The following is a 15,405-nucleotide window of genomic DNA, read 5'->3' as shown; positions in this document are numbered from 1 at the left end:
CAATCCGCCCATCGCGAAGCTGCCCATCGCCGTGGCCATCCCCACCAAGAACGAGGGCCTCAACATCGCCGAGGCGGTCAACTCCGTACTCGGCCACTTCGAGGCGGTCGTCGTGGTGGACTCGCACAGCACCGACGACACGGCGAAGATCGCCGCCGAATGCGGCGCGGAGGTGGTCGAGTACACCTGGGACGGCGGCCATCCCCGGAAGAAGCAGTGGTGCCTGGAGAACGTCCGCACGGACATCGACTGGATCCTGGTCCTGGACGGCGACGAGCGGCTCAGCCCCGGACTCCTCGCCGAACTCCGCGCGATATTCGCCGATCCCGCGGCCCCGAAGCCGGCCGCGTACGACATCCCGCTCGGCTACTGGTTCTCCGGCAAGCGGCTGCGCCACGGCTACACCATCCGCAAGCGCTCCCTGACCGACCGCACCCGCTGCGCCTATCCGGAGGTCGGCGACCTCGCGGCCCCCGGCATCGGCGAGGTGGAGGGCCACTACCAGCCCGTCGCCGATTCCGCCCAGGCACTGCGGAATCCGATCGAGCACCAGGACCTCGACCCGGTGACCGCCTGGTTCGAGCGCCACAACCGGTACTCCGACTGGGAGGCCTGGCTGGAGCACCACCCCGACGTCAAGGAGCAGGTACGCCGGGTCAAGTCCCGCCAGGGCCAGCTGTTCCACAAGGCACCGTTCAAGCCGCTGGTGTCGTTCGCGTACATGTACGTCTACCGGCGCGGATTCCTGGACGGGCGTGCGGGGCTGGACTTCGCCCTGGCGATGAGCTTCTACCGGTGGCAGATCGCGCTCAAGTCACGGGAGACGCACTGGAGTTGATTTCTGCGTTACCGCGGAGTCGGTCGGCGTCGCCGCGACGGCGATCACGACGGCGCGCGCGAACCACAGCGTGCCGAACCACAGCGTGCCGGCCGAGGATGCGACATGCTTCCGCGTATCGATTCCGAACACAGGAGGTACCGTGGCCAAGGGCTACTGGGTCAGCGCCTATCGCACCATCACAGACCCCGACAGGCTTGCCGCCTACGGCAAGCTGGCCGGTCCGGCAGTCGCCGCTGCGGGCGGGCGGACGCTCGTCCGCGGCGGCCGGGTCGTCGCGCACGACGCCGGAATCGCCGAGCGCACCGTCCTGATCGAGTTCGAGAGCTTCGAACAGGCCGTCGCGGCACATGAGAGTGCGGCCTACCAGGAGGCTCTGGCCGTCCTCGCCGACAGCGTCGAGCGCGACTTCCGCATCGTCGAAGGCCTCGACTGACGACCGGCACCGCGTCGGGGAACACGAACGCGCCCGGGGGGTCACCCGGGCGCGTGGGCCGGAGCGGTGCGGATCCCGGCTCGGGCGAAGGGTCCTTCGCCGCCGGCCACGCTCCGGCACGCCTCAGGAAGGCTCCCGCGTCGAGGCCCTCCGCAGCAGTGTGGCCGGTACCAGCCGGTGCAGGGGCCGGCCCTCGGCCACCGCGCCGCCGCCCTGCACGAGCTCTATCAGGAGCTGCGCCGCCTGCTTGCCGATCTCCTCGGGCGCCAGGTCCAGCGCGGTGAGCGCGGGGCGGGCGCTGCGGGCGAACTCGCCGTCGGCGCCGACGACGATCTGGACGTCCTCGGGCACCCCGAGGCCCAGTTCGCGGCAGACCGCGAGGGTGGCGAACCCGAACTTCTCCATCACGACGTAGAGCGCGTCGGGGCGGTCCGGCCGGTCGAGCAAGCGTCGTGCGGCATCGGTGGAGTCGGTGCCGGGTTCCGCCCGGTCGATCAGCACCGGGTTCCCGGTCCGGGCGCACCAGTCGCGGTAGGCGCGGGCCGCGTCCTCGTCGTAGGACTGGCCGGTGGAGCCGGTCAGCAGGCCGATCCGGCGGGCGCCGGTGGCGGCGAGGTGGTCGAAGGCGGCGAGGGCGCAGGTGGACAGCTCGTTGTCGACCCAGGGGAAGGCGTCCTTGCGGGCCAGGTCGCGGCCGGTGGTGACGACGGGGACGCCCATGCCGGAGAGCCGGGTGAGCAGCGGGTCGTCGGTGAGCGGGTCGATGACGATCGTCCCGTCCAGCGGCAGCGACTCGAAGGGGCGGCCGTCGAGCGAGGGCGGGACGAGCACGAGGGAGTAGTCGTGGGCCATCGCCGTCCAGGTGGCGGCGTTGACGATCTTGACGAAGTACTCGATGTCGGTGACGCCGCCCTCCACGGCGGAGCGGTGCGTCAGGCCCAGCAGTCCGGTGCGTGCGCCGCGCAGTCCCCGGGCGTTGGGGTTGGCGCGGTAGCCGATCTCGGCGGCGACCGCCAGTACGCGTTCCCGGGTCTCGGCGCCGACGCGGCCGACGCCGTTGAGGGCGTGCGAGGCGGTGGTGACCGAGACACCCGCGCGGCGGGCCACCTCGCGCAGTCCACCGGTCTTCGCGGTGCCGGCGGCGCGGGACCTGGGTCCGCCGGTTGCCGCGACGCCGGAGGCGCGGGGTGTGCGAGGGGTGCCGCGCGGATCCGGCTCTGTGACGTCTGACATGGCGGCGAGCCTACCGGTTGACTGCCAAAACGTTTAGGCAGTACGGTCCGCATCATTGCCAAAACGTTTGCGCACTTCCCTGCGGGCTGTTGCCAAAACGTTTTGGCATACGTGCGGCGCGCCGGGCTCCCCCCGCCCGAGTCGCGCCGCACGCCCCGCCCTACCGCTCCACCCCTCAGGCTTCCGCCTCCGCTCCACCCCCGCACACCGCCGTGCGGTCACCCGGCTCGCTCCGGACCTCCCCGTACATCCCTCGTCCCGTCCCTCCAGGCCGGGACGCAAGTCCGCAAAGGACGTCTGCCGACCATGGCCGAGGCCACCGCCACCGCTCCGCCCGGATCCACCGATCACGCCGACCGGACGCCCCCGTCGTCCCAGACGTCCGTCTTCACGGTCGAGCAGCGTGGTATCGACGCCGTCCCCGCCTCCGAGCGCCAAGGCGGCCCCGGTCGCCTGTTCGGGCTGTGGGCCGGCACCAACACCACCGTCTTCACCGTCGTCTACGGGGCGCTGGTCGTCTCCTTCGGCCTCTCGTTCTGGTACGCCGTCGCGCTGATCGTGGTCGGCAACGTCCTCGGCTTCACCGTCACCGGTCTGACCAGCCTCCAGGGACCGCGCACCGGTACCTCCACGCACTCCGTCTCCCGGGCCTCCTTCGGGCCGAACGGCGGACGGCTCCCGGCGCTGCTGAGCTGGGTGATGCTGGTCGGCTTCGAGGCGGGCGGCATGGTTCTCATCGTGCTCGCCGGCCTCGCCCTCTTCGAGCAGGCGGGCGTCCACACCGGTACCCCCCTGAAGCTGGTGACCATCGCGATCGCGGCGGGGCTCCAGATGCTCCTGCCGCTGTCGGGCTACCACCTGATCATGAAGGTGCAGAAGTACTTCGCCTGGATCTTCGCCGCGATGTTCGTCGTCATGGCGTTCCTCGTCTTCCCGAAGGCTGACTTCGCCACGCACGGCGCCGCCCCCTCGGTGGTGACGATCTCCCTGGTCCTGGCCATGGTCACCGCCTCGGGCGGTCTGTCCTGGGCCGACATGGGCAGCGACTACTCCCGTTACCTCCCGGCCGACGCCGCGCCCCGCAAGGTGTTCGGCTGCGCCGCGCTCGGCGGCATGGTGCCCAACATCGCGCTGCAGATCCTCGGCGCCGCCGTCGCCACCGCGACCACCAACGCCTCCGACCCGATCTCGGGGCTCCCGGAGGTCCTGCCCGGCTGGTTCATCACCCCGTACCTGCTGCTGGCGATCGTGTCGCTGCTCGCGGTGAACACCACCGACATGTACTCCTCCGGCCTGAACCTGCTGGCCGTCGGCCTCCCGGTGAAGCGCTGGATGATCGTCTTCGTCGACCTGACCCTGTGCACCGCGATCACCCTGTGGGCCGTCTTCTCCGCGGACTTCTACACCCTGCTGTCGAACTTCCTCAGCCTGATCGTGCTCTGGCTCGGCCCGTGGGCCGCGGTCTACCTCACCGACTGGGCGCTGCGCCGCGGCCGCTACCACGTTCCCTCGCTCTTCCCCCGGGAGACCGGGTCCAAGGGCATCTACTGGCACAAGGGCGGGGTCCGCCCGGCCGGTCTGATCGCGGTGCTCCTCGGCTTCGGGGCCGCCATTCTCTGGGTCGACTCCACGGTGTTCGTCGGCCCGCTCTCCGACGCGGCCGGCGGCCTGGACCTCTCGGTCTTCGCCGGTGCCCTCGTCGCGGGTGTCGTGTACTGGCTGCTCGCCCGCCGCACCGTGCGCGCCGAGGCCGAGCTCGTCCTGGACGCCTGAGCGGTGGCCGGGCGCCGCACACCCGGCGCCCGGCCCCCCTTCTTCCCCCTCCCCCCTCTTCACCACCTTCTCGACCCGCCCTGGAGCGAACCCCATGAACCACCCCAGCCTCCGCAGCCTCATCGACGCCTCCGAAGGGGTCGTCAAGGCCGACCGGATCATCAAGGGCGGGCAGCTCGTCAACGTCCACACCGGCGAGATCTACCCGGCGGACGTCGCGATCACCGGCGAGCGGATCGCCGCCACCGGTGACGTCACCGTCTACGAGGGGCCCGACACCGAGTTCGTCGACGCCACCGGCAAGTACCTCACCCCGGGGCTCATCGACGGCCACCTCCACCTGGAGTGCTCCAAGCTCTCGGTGACGATGTTCGCCGATGCCGCCGTCCGCTACGGCACCACCTCGGTGATCTCCGGTCTCGACCAGTTCCTCGTCGTCGCCGGTCTCGAAGGGGTGCGCGAGGCCCTGCGGGAGGCCGACGCGAGCCCGATGAAGATCTTCTGGGGTGCCCCCTTCAAGACGCCGTACACCCTGCCCGAGACCACGGTCGGCTTCACCTTCGGACCGGAGGAGCACGAGGAGACCCAGGGCTGGGCCGAGTGCTTCGGCGTGTGGGAGACGGTCGCCGAGTTCGTCCTCAACCGTGACGAGAAGGTGCTGCGCGCCCTCGAACTCGCCCACCGCAACCGGCTGCCGATCTTCGGCTGCGCCCCGATGGCGGCGCAGACCACCATCAACGCGCTGTCGGCGGCGGGCGTCCGCCTCGACCACGAGAGCTACACCGCCGAGGAGGCCCTCCAGAAGCTGCGGGCCGGCATGTCGCTGCTCATCCGCGAGTCCTCGGTCGCGCACTTCATGAACGAGAACGTCCGTACCGTCACCGAGTTCGGCGCCCAGTCCCGGCACGTCGGGTTCTGCACCGACGACATGCACGTCGCCGACATCATCCGCGAGGGCCACCTCGACAAGCTGGTCCGGATGGCGATCAAGGCCGGTGTCCGCCCGGTCGAAGCGATCCAGATGGCCACGCTGAACTGCGCCGAGATGTACCGCATCGACCACCTCGTCGGCTCGATCACGCCCGGCCGCTTCGCGGACGTCCTGATCGTCGACTCCCCCGAGTCCTTCCAGGTGGAGCGCGTGTTCGCGCGCGGCGAGCTGGTCGCGGAGAACGGCCGCACCCTGCGTGCCCCGCAGCCGCCCGTACGCACCCCGGCGCTCTCCCCCGCCTTCCGGGTGGCTCCGCTCGCGCCGTCCGGGGTCGGCATCGCCGCCGAGGGCGACGAGGCCCGCGTGCTGGTCGTGGAGATGGACCGTACCGTCCCCTTCGTCCGCAAGGGCGTGGAGATGACGCTGCCGGTGGTCGACGGCACGGTCCGCGCGGACCTCGCGCAGGACGCGCTGTACGTCACGGTCTCGGAGCGGTACGGGAAGAACGACGGCCGCACCGTCACCGCGATGATCAACGGCTTCGGTCTGCGGTCCGGAGCCATCGCCTCCTCGGCGGCACCCGACGACAACAACATCGTCTGCGTCGGCGCGGACCGGGCCGACATGGCGCTGGCGGTGAACCACCTCTGTGAGCACGGCGGCGGCCAGGTCGTGGTGGACGGTGGCGTGATCAAGGAGTTCCTGCCGCTGCCGGTGGCCGGGATCGTCGCCGACATCACTCCTGAGGCGATGGCGGAGGCGGAGGACCGCCTGGAGGCGGCGTCCCGCGCGCTCGGCTGCGAACTTCCCTCGGCGTTCGGTTACTTGATCTTCCTGGAGATCACCGCCATTCCCGAGTACGCCGTCACCGACCTGGGTGTCGTCAGCTACACCACCCAGGACGTCGTCGACGTCCTGCTTCCCGCCGCCAACTGACCCGCCGTACCGAGGAGATCGCCATGACCGAGACCGTCACCGTGGACCCCTTCGTCGCGGGTCTGCCCAAGTGCGAACTGCACCTGCACATCGAGGGCACCCTGGAGCCCGGACTGAAGTTCGCGCTCGCCCGCCGCAACGGCGTCGAACTCCCCTACGCCGACGAGGCCGCACTGCGCGAGGCGTACGACTTCGACGACCTGCCCGGCTTCCTCGCCGTCTACTACGAGGGCATGTCCGTGCTCCGCACCGAGGCGGACTTCTACGACCTGGCCGCCGCCTACGCGGCCAAGGCGCACGCGCAGAACGTCCGTTACGCGGAGATCTTCTTCGACCCGCAGGCCCACACCGCGCGTGGTGTCGCCTTCGACACGGTCATCCGGGGCCTGACCCGCGCGCTGGACGACGCCGAGCGGGCGACGGGCTTCCGGGGCCGGCTGGTGATGTGCTTCCTGCGCGACTTCCAGGCCGAGTTCGCCATGGCGACGCTCGTCCAGGCCCTGCCGTACAGGGAGTGGATCGTCGGCGTCGGCCTGGACTCGGACGAGGCAGGAAACCCGCCGGTGAAGTTCCGCGAGGTCTTCGCCCGGGCCCGCGCCGAGGGCTTCCGGCTGACGATGCACTGCGACGTCGACCAGCAGAACTCCACGGAGCACATCCGCCAGGTGCTGGACGAGATCGGCGTCGACCGCATCGACCACGGTGTCAACGCCCTGGAGGACCCGGCGTTGGTGGCCCGGATCGTCGAGCGCGGTATCGGCCTCACGGTGTGCCCGATCTCCAACGCCCACGTCACGGACGGCCTGAAGGCCGCCGAGATCCGCGCGCTGCTGGACCGGGGCGTCAAGGTCACGGTCAACTCGGACGACCCGGCGTACTTCCCGGGTTACGTCTCCGAGAACCTCGCGGCGCTGCGCGGCCCCGCCGCGCTCACGGACGAGGAGCTGGTCCTCCTCCAGCGGAACGCCATCGAGATCTCGTGGGCGGCGCCCTCGGTCCGGGAGGCGTTCCTCGCCGAACTGGACGCGTACCAGGGCTGATCGGCTCGCATTTCCGGGTGACGGGTCCGCGTTCTCGCGGGCCCGTCACGCGTGTCCCGGCCAGGCCGTGTCTGGCAGTTCGCGTCCGCCCGACGTGAATCGTCAGACCTGTCCCAGAGCTTGTGAAGGCGATCGAGCCAAGACGTCGGCGCGAGTCAGCTCGCCTGCCGGCCCATCGTGTCGGACCGCGAAGACGCAGGGTGGTCGACCCGCTCCGTCAGGCCGGCGCGGGAATTTCGGCCGAGCATGAACCGCACCCAGAGGCCGTGCGCCTTCAGAAGCGGCCGCGGGGCCAGCAGGAGGCCTGCGACGAACTCCACCGCGCCGAAGGCCGCCGCGAGGTTCGCGGTGAACTGACCGCGGACGGGAATGAAGGCGAACCACACGCCGTCCCAGGTGTGGGTGATCGGCTCCCACAGGAACGGCATGGTCAGTCCCCACACTCCGTCGACCACGAGAACCGCGGGAATGAGTCCCAGCACCGGCCCGATCAGCGGGTTGACCAGCAGCCAGAGCAGTTCCCGCCAGGTCGCCGGGTCCGACAGCCGCCACAGGCCGCGCCGCCACTCAGGGGCCTCGGCCATCTTCGCGCTCTCGGGTACGTGAGGGAACGACTCCACCTCCACGCTCGCCCACTCGCGGCTGAGGCGTCGCTGCAGATCGGCCGCACCGCGCATCATCCCCAGCGCGCTCGGCAGCAGGAACACTCCGATACCGATGGCCACCAGCCCCAGTGCCAGCGTGACCCACAGCAGGAGCGCGGCCTCCGCCAGCGCGAGACCGGCTAACGCCACACCACGCAGCACCCGTGTCACTGGATTCCCGGCGATCCTGCGCGTACTCCCCGTCCTGTCGATTGCCAGACTCATTCCTGCTGCCCCCAGTTCGTCATGCCGGATCAACTTCTTCGCGGACCAAGCATGTCAGGGGAGACACGAGGATCACCCGGGGGCTAACACCCCTATTGAGGCGGAGAGTTGGAAGGTGAGGAGCCGTTCGTCCGCTTGGAATCCTCGCGCGCCGCCTTGAGGGCTGTCCGGGCCTGTCCGCGGGATCGTGGCCCTGGCACACCGTCGAGGTACTGGACTCGCGGGCCCGGCCGAGTCGGTTCAGCCCTTCCGGCCCCGGCGTGCGACCACGTCCTCGTAGGTCCGGCGCAGGGTTTCGGTGACCACGTCGATGGTGAAGTCGGTGTTAACCAGGTCCCAGGCCGCCTTGCCGGCCTCGGCGGCGGCGTCCGGTTCCAGGAGTTCGAGGACGGCCGCGGCCACCTTGGCGGCGTTGGCCGCGTCCTCGCCGACCCGGCTGTCGATCACCCGGCCCGCCCCGGCCTTCGCCACGTCCGGGCCGAGGCCGCAGGTGCGGGTGATGACGACCGGGGTGCCGACGGACATCGCTTCCAGGACCGAGACTCCGAGCGGCTCCTCGATCGACGGGAGGACGTACACGTCGGCCTCGCGCCCCGCCGCCAGGACCTCCTCGTGGCCGAGCGGGCCGACGTGGTCGAGGGAGCCGGTGACGCCGAGCTTCTCCGCCAGCGCCAGGGTGCCCGCCAGCGCCCCGGTGTCCGGGCCCGCCAGCACGAAGCGGGCGTCCGGGTGTTCGGCGAGCACGGCGGGCATCGCGGCGACGAAGTCCTCGGGCCGCTTGCGCTCCTGGACGCGGGCGAGGAAGAGGACCGTGGGCGGCCGGCCCGGCTCGCGGGCGGGCTTGCGCTCCTGGGGGCGTACCCCGTTCACCAGCCGGACCGTGCGGGTGAGGGCGACCGGTGCGGCCACCGCGTTGACGTCGAGGCGCTCCGTCTCGGTGAGGTGCAGTACGGCGTCGGCCTCGCGCAGCACCTTCCGTACCCCGAGCAGGTCGGTCAGCTTCGCCACCGGCTTCTCGGTCGGGTCGATCATGCCGTGGGTCTGCACGACCAGCGGGGTGCGGGTCGCGAGCGCGAGGAGGGCGACGGGCAGGGTCACCAGGTCGCGCATGAGGTGGACGTGCACGAGGTCGGCGTCCCGCATGGCGCGGCGGGCGGCGCGCAGCAGTGCGAGCGAGGTGATCCCGCTGACCTCGAACATCGGCAGTACGTGCCGGGCTTGGTGAAGGAGGGCCGGAACTCCCTCGATTTCCTTGGGAAGTTCGCCGTCTCCGAAGCCGTCTCCCAGCGCCATGACGCGTGCGTCGTCACCGGCCGTCCGCTGGACCTTGGAGAGGTTGAGCGCGACCCTGGTGGGCCCGCCGAAGGCGTGGTCCGGGGTGTGCAGCGTGACGACGTGCAGGATTTTCACCAGGGTTCCCCTCAACCTCGGCCGGAGTTCACAGAGTATCCATCGCCTCCCCCCAAGTGGGTTGATTCGTTAAGGTGTTCGCAGGTCCACGGAACGGGGGGGCGCATGACGTCCGTGTACGACACGGCTCCGGCCGCGAGGTCCCGTGCGGCTTCCGTCCGCGGCCCCCTGGAGCCCGTGGCGAGACCGCTCGCCTGGGCGATGCTCTCGCGCGCGCTCGCGGTGCCGCTGATCCTGGGCCTGGTCGTCTTCCTGCCCGCGGTGGTCGCGGCGCAACCGGGCACGGGCGACCGGGACGTCGTGTTCTGGCTGCAGCTGGTCCTGACCTGTTACGCGGGCGCCCGGCTGGCGACGATGATCCTCTCCACCCGGCGCCGGCTGCTCCAGGGCGTCTTCTGGATGTTCGTGTACATCGCGATGGGTGTGGCGCCGCTGGCGCAGGCGGTCATCGGGCAGACGCCGACTCCTCTGGTGGGTCCCCGCTCGGACCTGGTGACGGCCACCGCGATGATTCTGGTGGGGTGTGCGGCGTTCGACCTGGGCGCGCTGCTGGCCTCCCGCCGTCCGTTGCGGCGCCGCGATGCCGGCACCCGGTCGCGGCGCGGCCTGCCCGCGGTCGCGAGCCGTACGCGGCTGCGGCTGCTGTTGCTGCTGGCGTTCGCGGCGAGCGGGTACTACGTGCTGAAGCTCGGCGGCCCCGCGGTCTTCTTCAGCAGCCGGCAGGAGATCAGCGCGTCGGTGGCGGAGAGCGGGGTCGCCTCGGCCGGGTCGAACGTCGGCTCGGCGTTCCTGAAGGGCTTCGGGACGGTACCCGCGCTGCTGGCCCTGCTCTTCTGGACGCGCCGCCTGGTGACCTCGCGCCGGGCCCGCCGCTCGCCGTCGACGGTACTGGCGTGGATCGCGCTGGTCGTGCTCAACCTGATCGTCAACAACCCGATCTCCAATGCGCGTTACTGGTTCCTCACGGTGCTGGTCTCGCTGCTCTTCACGGCGTTCCCGAGCAGCGCGGCGGTCTACCGCACGGTGCTGGCGATGGGTGTGGTGGGGGCGCTGGTGCTCTTCCCGTACGCGGACAAGTTCCGGTACGACGACAGCGGCTACCGGCCGGTGCAGTCGTCCTCGGCCTTCGAGCCGCTGGCGACGAAGGACTACGACCAGACGGTCATGTTCGCCAACACCATCGCCTGGGTGGACACCCGGGGCCACACGTACGGGCGTCAGCTCGCGGGATCCGCGCTCTTCTTCGTGCCGCGCGCGGTGTGGAGCGGGAAGCCCGAGGACACCGGGGTCCGGGTGGGGCAGTGGATGGGGATGAACATGACCAACCTCTCGGCCCCGCTGTGGACCGAGTTCTGGGTGGACTTCGGGCCGGCCGGGATGGTCGCGGGCCTCGCTCTGATCGGGTACGCCGCCGCGCGCACCGACCGCCGCTACGCGCTCGCGGTCACCCGGGCCGGACCGGGTCCGGGGAGCGTGCTGGCCATCGCGGCTCCGCTGGTGGCGGGTTACACCTTCATCCTGCTGCGCGGTCCGCTCCTCCAGGCGGTGGGCAAGCTGGCCATCGCGGCGCTCTGTCTGGCGTTCGTCACCACGTTCACGGAGCGGAGCGGACGGCGCTCGCGCTGACGGCCGGCGTACCGGCCCCGCCGGCGCGTCGGAGCCTGGCGACCCGGGTCCAGGTGGCGACGGCCTTGCAGACGGAGCCCAGGCAGAGCCCCCAGGCCGCGCCGGTGACTCCGGCGGCCGCGTAACCGGCGATCAGGAAGACGACGGCGGCGAGCGAGAACACCACCTGGATGGCGAGGGTGGTGCGGGGGTCGAGCATCCGCAGGGCGAGGAGCCCGCAGGTGCCGACGGCCATCGCCGCGTACTGGCTTCCCGTCGCGGGCAGCAGTGCGGCGGCGGACGCCCAGGTGTCGCCCAGGAGTTGGGCGCCGACCCGGTCGGGGAGCAGCGCGAGGACGGTGGCCCAGAGGGCGGCGGTCGTGGCGAGCACCCCGGCGAGTGCGGCGGTGGCCCGTACCCGGCGGCGTTCGTCGCCGACCCGGGACAACAGCGGCGGACCGAAGCTGGTGGCGGAGGTGAACAGGACGTTGAGCGGCCCGAAGAGGGTGGTCGCGCCGCGCAGGGCGCCCACCACGAGCGGGCTGCCGACCGTGCCGAGGCCGAGCACGGAGAGCTGGCTGGTGGCGTTGCCGACCCCGAACTCCACGACGAACCGCTGCCCGAGGTGCCCGCGCCGCAGGTAGGGCCTGAGTTCGGTGCGGGCGCCCGGGACAGATGTGCGGCTGTGCAGCAGGACGGCGGAGAGCACCAGCGCCGGGAGGGCGGAGAGCCCCCAGACGGCGACCAGTCGCGCCGCCCCGGCACCGTGGTTCTGCGTCCCGAGGGCGCCCAGCACGCAGCCGAGGCGGAGCAGGTCGGCGGCGAGCGCGAGGTGCGGCAGCCGCAGGGTGGAGAAGGCGTACCGCATCGCGTCCTGGCCGAGGACGACCGGCAGCACGAGTCCGAGCGCAAGCAGGGCGCGGGCGGTCCCGCCGGGCACGAGCAGGGCTGTGCCGGCCAGGAGGGCGCCGAGTACGGTCGCCGCGAGCAGAGCGAAGGCGACGGCGGACCGGCAGGCGCCGCGGGCCGCCTCGGCGCCCCGGGTGAGGACGAGCGGCTGGCCGGTGTAGGCGCCGAAGATCCCGAGGAGCACGGTGAAGACGAGGTAGACCGCGGAGAACCGGGCGAAGTCGGCGACGGTGGAGAGCCGGGCCGCCGCGACGAGCACCAGGATGTTGGTGAGGGCTGCGACCCCCTGGTCGGCGACGGAAGCGGCGACCGCGCCGCGTGCCCTCACCGGCGGGCGGGCGGCACGGTGAAGGTGCGCAGCCCCATCGTCTCGGCCGGATCGCCGGTGAGCTCGGGCCGGTCGGTCTCCTCGGTGTCCGGGCCCTGTCCGCCGCCGCTGCCACCGCCGCCCCGCCGTCCGGCGGACTTCTGGTGCTTGCGGCGCTCCTTGCGGACCCGCCGGGAGGCGCCGGGGTGGAGGAGCACCCCGAGCAGGTGGCCGCCGGCCGCGCCGACGACCTCGCGGATGCGTTCCAGGTCGCTGCGGTGCACCTCGCGCGGGTCGCAGACGATCATGACGCCGCCGACCCGGTCCACCAGGGCCACGGCGTCGGCGTACGAGAGGACAGGCGGGGCGAGGACGACGACGACGGCTCCGGGCGCGTCCGCCTCGGCGACGATCCGCCCGACCGGCGCCGAGGTGAGGGCGCGGGGGACGTTGTCGACCTGGGCGCCCGCCACCAGGGCGAAGGCGCCGGAGCCCGGTACGTCGACGTTGGTACGGCTGCCGGCGGGCCAGCCGCGCTTATCGTCCGAGGCCCACCGGGGCCGGGGTTCGCTGACGGCCGGGCCCAGGTCGCGGGCGAGGGAGGGGGTCCGCAGGTCCGCTTCGACGAGGAGGACGTCACGGCCCATCTCGGCGAAGGCGGCGGCGACGTTGGCGGCCGCCGCGGCGGCGGCCGTGTTGTCCCCGCGCGGGGCGGTGACCAGCAGTCGGCGGTCGTCGGCGAAGGCGGGGTCGTAGGCGAGCCGGAAGGCCACGGCGCGGTACTCCTCGGCGAGTCTGCTGCCGCCGCGTCCGATGGCGAGCAGGGCCGTGGCGGCGGCGCGCTCCTTGGGCAGGGTGCCGAGCAGGGGGGCGCCGAGCGAGCGGACCAGCTCGTGGGTGGAGCGTACGGTCGGGTCGAAGACGAGGCGGACCCAGGAGAGCAGCAGTCCGAGGGCGAGCCCGACGACCGCGCCGAGGCCGAGCAGGAGCGGCAGGCCCGCGCCGGTGGGCTTGACGGGTGCCACCGGCTTCTTGTTGAGGTAGCCGGGGGTGGCGTCCAGAGCCTTCAACTCGGATATTTTCCTGCTGAGTTCGGAGATCGAGACGATCAGGCTCGCGCGGGCGCTGGTGATGTCGTCGGCGGTGTTGGCGCCGATGCCTTCTTCCAGTTGGTCGCGCTTCTGCTCCAGCGGTTTGAGCTGGGCGCGGTAGCCGTTCGCCATGTTCTCGATGCTGTCCTCGGTCAGCTGCTTGCGGTTGGCCAGATAGGCCGTGGCGAGGGCCTCGGCGCGGGCCCGTGCCTCCTGCGGGGTGGAGCCGGTGTAGGTGAAGCGGAGGGTGAGGGTGTTCGGCGGGTTGGTGACCTGGAGCCCGGCGAGCAGGTCGCGGGAGGAGACCTTGTCCCCGTGGGCGGCGAGGGTACGGGCGGCGAGGGTGCCCACGGTGTCGCTGACGGCGGTCTGGCGTTCGGAGCCGATGTTGATGCCCTTGTCGGCGGAGGCTCCGGTGGCGAAGGGGTCGGCGGTCGCCGAGCGGACGAGCACCTCGCCGGTGGCCGAGTAGGTCTCCTCGCCCGCCACGGCGAGGTAGCCGCCGCCGAGGAGTCCGAGGAGCACTCCGGTGGCGAGCAGGCTCCGGTAGCGCAGCAGTTGGCGGAACTGGTCGCGCAGGAGCGCCGGTTCGTCCTGGTCGTCCAGGGCCCGGATCGGATGGGTCATCGGCGTGCGCTCCCTCGTGCGTTCCCTCGGGCGGTGTGGAGTGCTTCGGCGAGCAGGTCGTCGAAGCGTGCGAGCCCCGCCTCGCGGCTCAGGTGCTGTGTGACGTAGGCGGCTCCGGCCGCGCCGAGCCGGTCGGCCTCCGCGTGGTCGGCGGCCAGTTCGCGTACGGCGGCGAGCAGGGCGGCCGGGTCCTCGGGCCGTACCAGCACACCGGCGCCGGAGCGGCGGACCTCCTCGGCGGTGCCGCCCCCGTCGGCCACGGAGGCGACGACGGGCCGTCCGGAGACGAAGTAGGAGGTGAGTTTGGAGGGGACGGACATGTCGAGGACGGAGGCGCGCTGGGTGACGGCGAGGACGTCGGCGGCGGCGAGGACGTCGGTGAAGTCCTCGGCGGCGGCGGGCGGCAGGAAGTCGAGGTTGGCGAGCCCGGCGGCCCGGGCGCCCAGTGCCTCGCGCTGGTTGCCGTCGCCCATCAGCACGACCCGGACGTCGGGCGCCAGCCTGGCCAGGTCGACCAGTACGTCGAGTCCCTGCTTGAGTCCCATGTTCCCGGAGTGGAGCAGCACGGGGGTGTCCGGGTGCCAGCCGAGACGGGCGCGGGTGGCCGCCCGGTCGGCCGCGGGCCCGGTCACGTGGGTCCAGTTCGGGACGGTGCGGATGCGGGCGGGGTCGACGCCGAGCGCGGTCACCCCGGGCACGAAGCTCTCGTGGATGACGCCGACCAGGGTCGCGTCGCGCAGCGCGTACCGTTCGGCGGCAGCGGCGGCGGATGCCGCTCTGCCCCCGCCCCGGATGCCGCTCTGTGCGGCGGCGGCGCCCATCAGGTCCTGGACCACGGGGATGTACGGGACGCCGTGGCGGCGGGCGATCCGGGCGCCGACGACACCGCCGGCGAGGCTGGGCATCTGGGCGACGACGGCGTCCGGGCGGCCGGGCGGCGGGGCGAGCAGTCCGTGGCCGAGGACGGTGAGTTCGAAGAGTCCCCGGCGCAGCGCGGTCTGCCGGGGCGGTACGTAGTGGCGTCGCCGGTGGACGTGGACTCCCTCGCGGTGCTCCGTGGTGCGCCAGACGCCCCGGTAGCGCTCGTCGGTGCGCCAGGACGGGTAGTGCGGCATCCCGGTGAGCACGTCGGCGCGCGCGGCGGTGGCCGCCCAGTGTTCGGCGAGCTGGGTGGCGTACGGGCCGATGCCGGTGAGCTCCGGCGCGTAGTTGGTCGAGACCACCAGGATTCTGCGGTCGTGCAGCGGCGTGCGTGGTGCGGCAGCGGACATCGGACGATCGCCTTCCCCCCGGAACGGCCCCCTGCTCCCCCGAGGGAGCAGCCCCGCGTCGAGCTTATCCGTTCACGGGATGCACAAGTGTTCTTCACAGTAAGGTCGTTGGAAACATCAGCACATGAC

12 protein-coding genes are annotated in these 15,405 nt (G+C 71.9%); 6 read left to right on the top strand and 6 right to left on the bottom strand.

Translation table 11 applies throughout. The annotated features are described in order from the left end of the window. The first annotated feature begins 10 nt into the window (after nucleotides 1-10). Nucleotides 11-838 (top strand): glycosyltransferase family 2 protein, encoded by an 828-nt coding sequence (locus OHA55_RS26105; RefSeq protein ID WP_266711170.1) that lies wholly within the window; start codon nucleotides 11-13, stop codon nucleotides 836-838. A gap of 142 nt (nucleotides 839-980) precedes the next feature. Next, nucleotides 981-1,274, top strand: a complete 294-nt coding sequence (locus tag OHA55_RS26100; protein ID WP_266710090.1) for a DUF1330 domain-containing protein — start codon at nucleotides 981-983, stop codon at nucleotides 1,272-1,274. Between the two features lie 123 nt (nucleotides 1,275-1,397). Here the strand turns inward: OHA55_RS26100 and OHA55_RS26095 are convergent, their stop codons facing one another. After that, the gene (locus OHA55_RS26095; protein ID WP_266710089.1) at nucleotides 1,398-2,507 is read right to left on the bottom strand and encodes a LacI family DNA-binding transcriptional regulator; all 1,110 of its coding nucleotides are present in this window, start codon (nucleotides 2,505-2,507) and stop codon (nucleotides 1,398-1,400) included. A 306-nt stretch (nucleotides 2,508-2,813) separates the two neighbouring features. Between OHA55_RS26095 and OHA55_RS26090 the strand changes: the two genes are divergently transcribed. The 3 genes from OHA55_RS26090 (at nucleotide 2,814) to OHA55_RS26080 (ending at nucleotide 7,187) form a co-directional block, all read left to right on the top strand. Then, nucleotides 2,814-4,280, top strand: a complete 1,467-nt coding sequence (locus tag OHA55_RS26090) for a cytosine permease (protein WP_266710088.1) — start codon at nucleotides 2,814-2,816, stop codon at nucleotides 4,278-4,280. Nucleotides 4,281-4,374: 94 nt separating this feature from the next. Further along, nucleotides 4,375-6,147 (top strand): adenine deaminase C-terminal domain-containing protein, encoded by a 1,773-nt coding sequence (locus tag OHA55_RS26085; RefSeq protein ID WP_266710087.1) that lies wholly within the window; start codon nucleotides 4,375-4,377, stop codon nucleotides 6,145-6,147. 23 nt (nucleotides 6,148-6,170) lie between these two features. After that, nucleotides 6,171-7,187, top strand: a complete 1,017-nt coding sequence (locus OHA55_RS26080; protein WP_266710086.1) for an adenosine deaminase — start codon at nucleotides 6,171-6,173, stop codon at nucleotides 7,185-7,187. Nucleotides 7,188-7,342: 155 nt separating this feature from the next. Here the strand turns inward: OHA55_RS26080 and OHA55_RS26075 are convergent, their stop codons facing one another. Further along, a complete protein-coding gene (locus OHA55_RS26075; RefSeq protein ID WP_266710085.1) occupies nucleotides 7,343-7,981 on the bottom strand; it encodes a sensor domain-containing protein in 639 nt (212 codons plus the stop codon). A 315-nt stretch (nucleotides 7,982-8,296) separates the two neighbouring features. Beyond that, the gene (locus OHA55_RS26070) at nucleotides 8,297-9,466 is read right to left on the bottom strand and encodes a glycosyltransferase (protein WP_266710084.1); all 1,170 of its coding nucleotides are present in this window, start codon (nucleotides 9,464-9,466) and stop codon (nucleotides 8,297-8,299) included. A 105-nt stretch (nucleotides 9,467-9,571) separates the two neighbouring features. Between OHA55_RS26070 and OHA55_RS26065 the strand changes: the two genes are divergently transcribed. Then, complete coding sequence (locus OHA55_RS26065) at nucleotides 9,572-11,092, top strand: hypothetical protein (protein WP_266710083.1); 1,521 nt, start codon at nucleotides 9,572-9,574, stop codon at nucleotides 11,090-11,092. Here OHA55_RS26065 and OHA55_RS26060 read toward each other — a convergent pair. From OHA55_RS26060 to OHA55_RS26050, 3 genes are read right to left on the bottom strand one after another with little or no spacing between them, the layout of a single operon-like run. After that, complete coding sequence (locus OHA55_RS26060) at nucleotides 11,061-12,308, bottom strand: hypothetical protein (protein WP_266710082.1); 1,248 nt, start codon at nucleotides 12,306-12,308, stop codon at nucleotides 11,061-11,063. The two genes, OHA55_RS26065 and OHA55_RS26060, sit on opposite strands and share 32 nt — an antisense overlap. Further along, nucleotides 12,305-14,005 carry a lipopolysaccharide biosynthesis protein gene (locus OHA55_RS26055; protein WP_266710081.1) on the bottom strand — a complete coding sequence of 567 codons (1,701 nt, stop codon included), beginning with the start codon at nucleotides 14,003-14,005 and terminating at the stop codon, nucleotides 12,305-12,307. Before OHA55_RS26055 ends, OHA55_RS26060 begins: the two co-directional genes overlap by 4 nt. Then, a complete protein-coding gene (locus tag OHA55_RS26050; protein ID WP_266710080.1) occupies nucleotides 14,002-15,276 on the bottom strand; it encodes a glycosyltransferase in 1,275 nt (424 codons plus the stop codon). The genes OHA55_RS26055 and OHA55_RS26050 overlap by 4 nt, the downstream gene beginning before the upstream one ends. Nucleotides 15,277-15,405: the final 129 nt, after the last annotated feature.

The organism is Streptomyces sp. NBC_00102 (assembly GCF_026343115.1).
Lineage (GTDB): Bacteria > Actinomycetota > Actinomycetes > Streptomycetales > Streptomycetaceae > Streptomyces.
The sequence above is the reverse complement of the archived record's forward strand: the minus strand, read 5'-3'. Positions and strand labels throughout refer to the sequence as shown.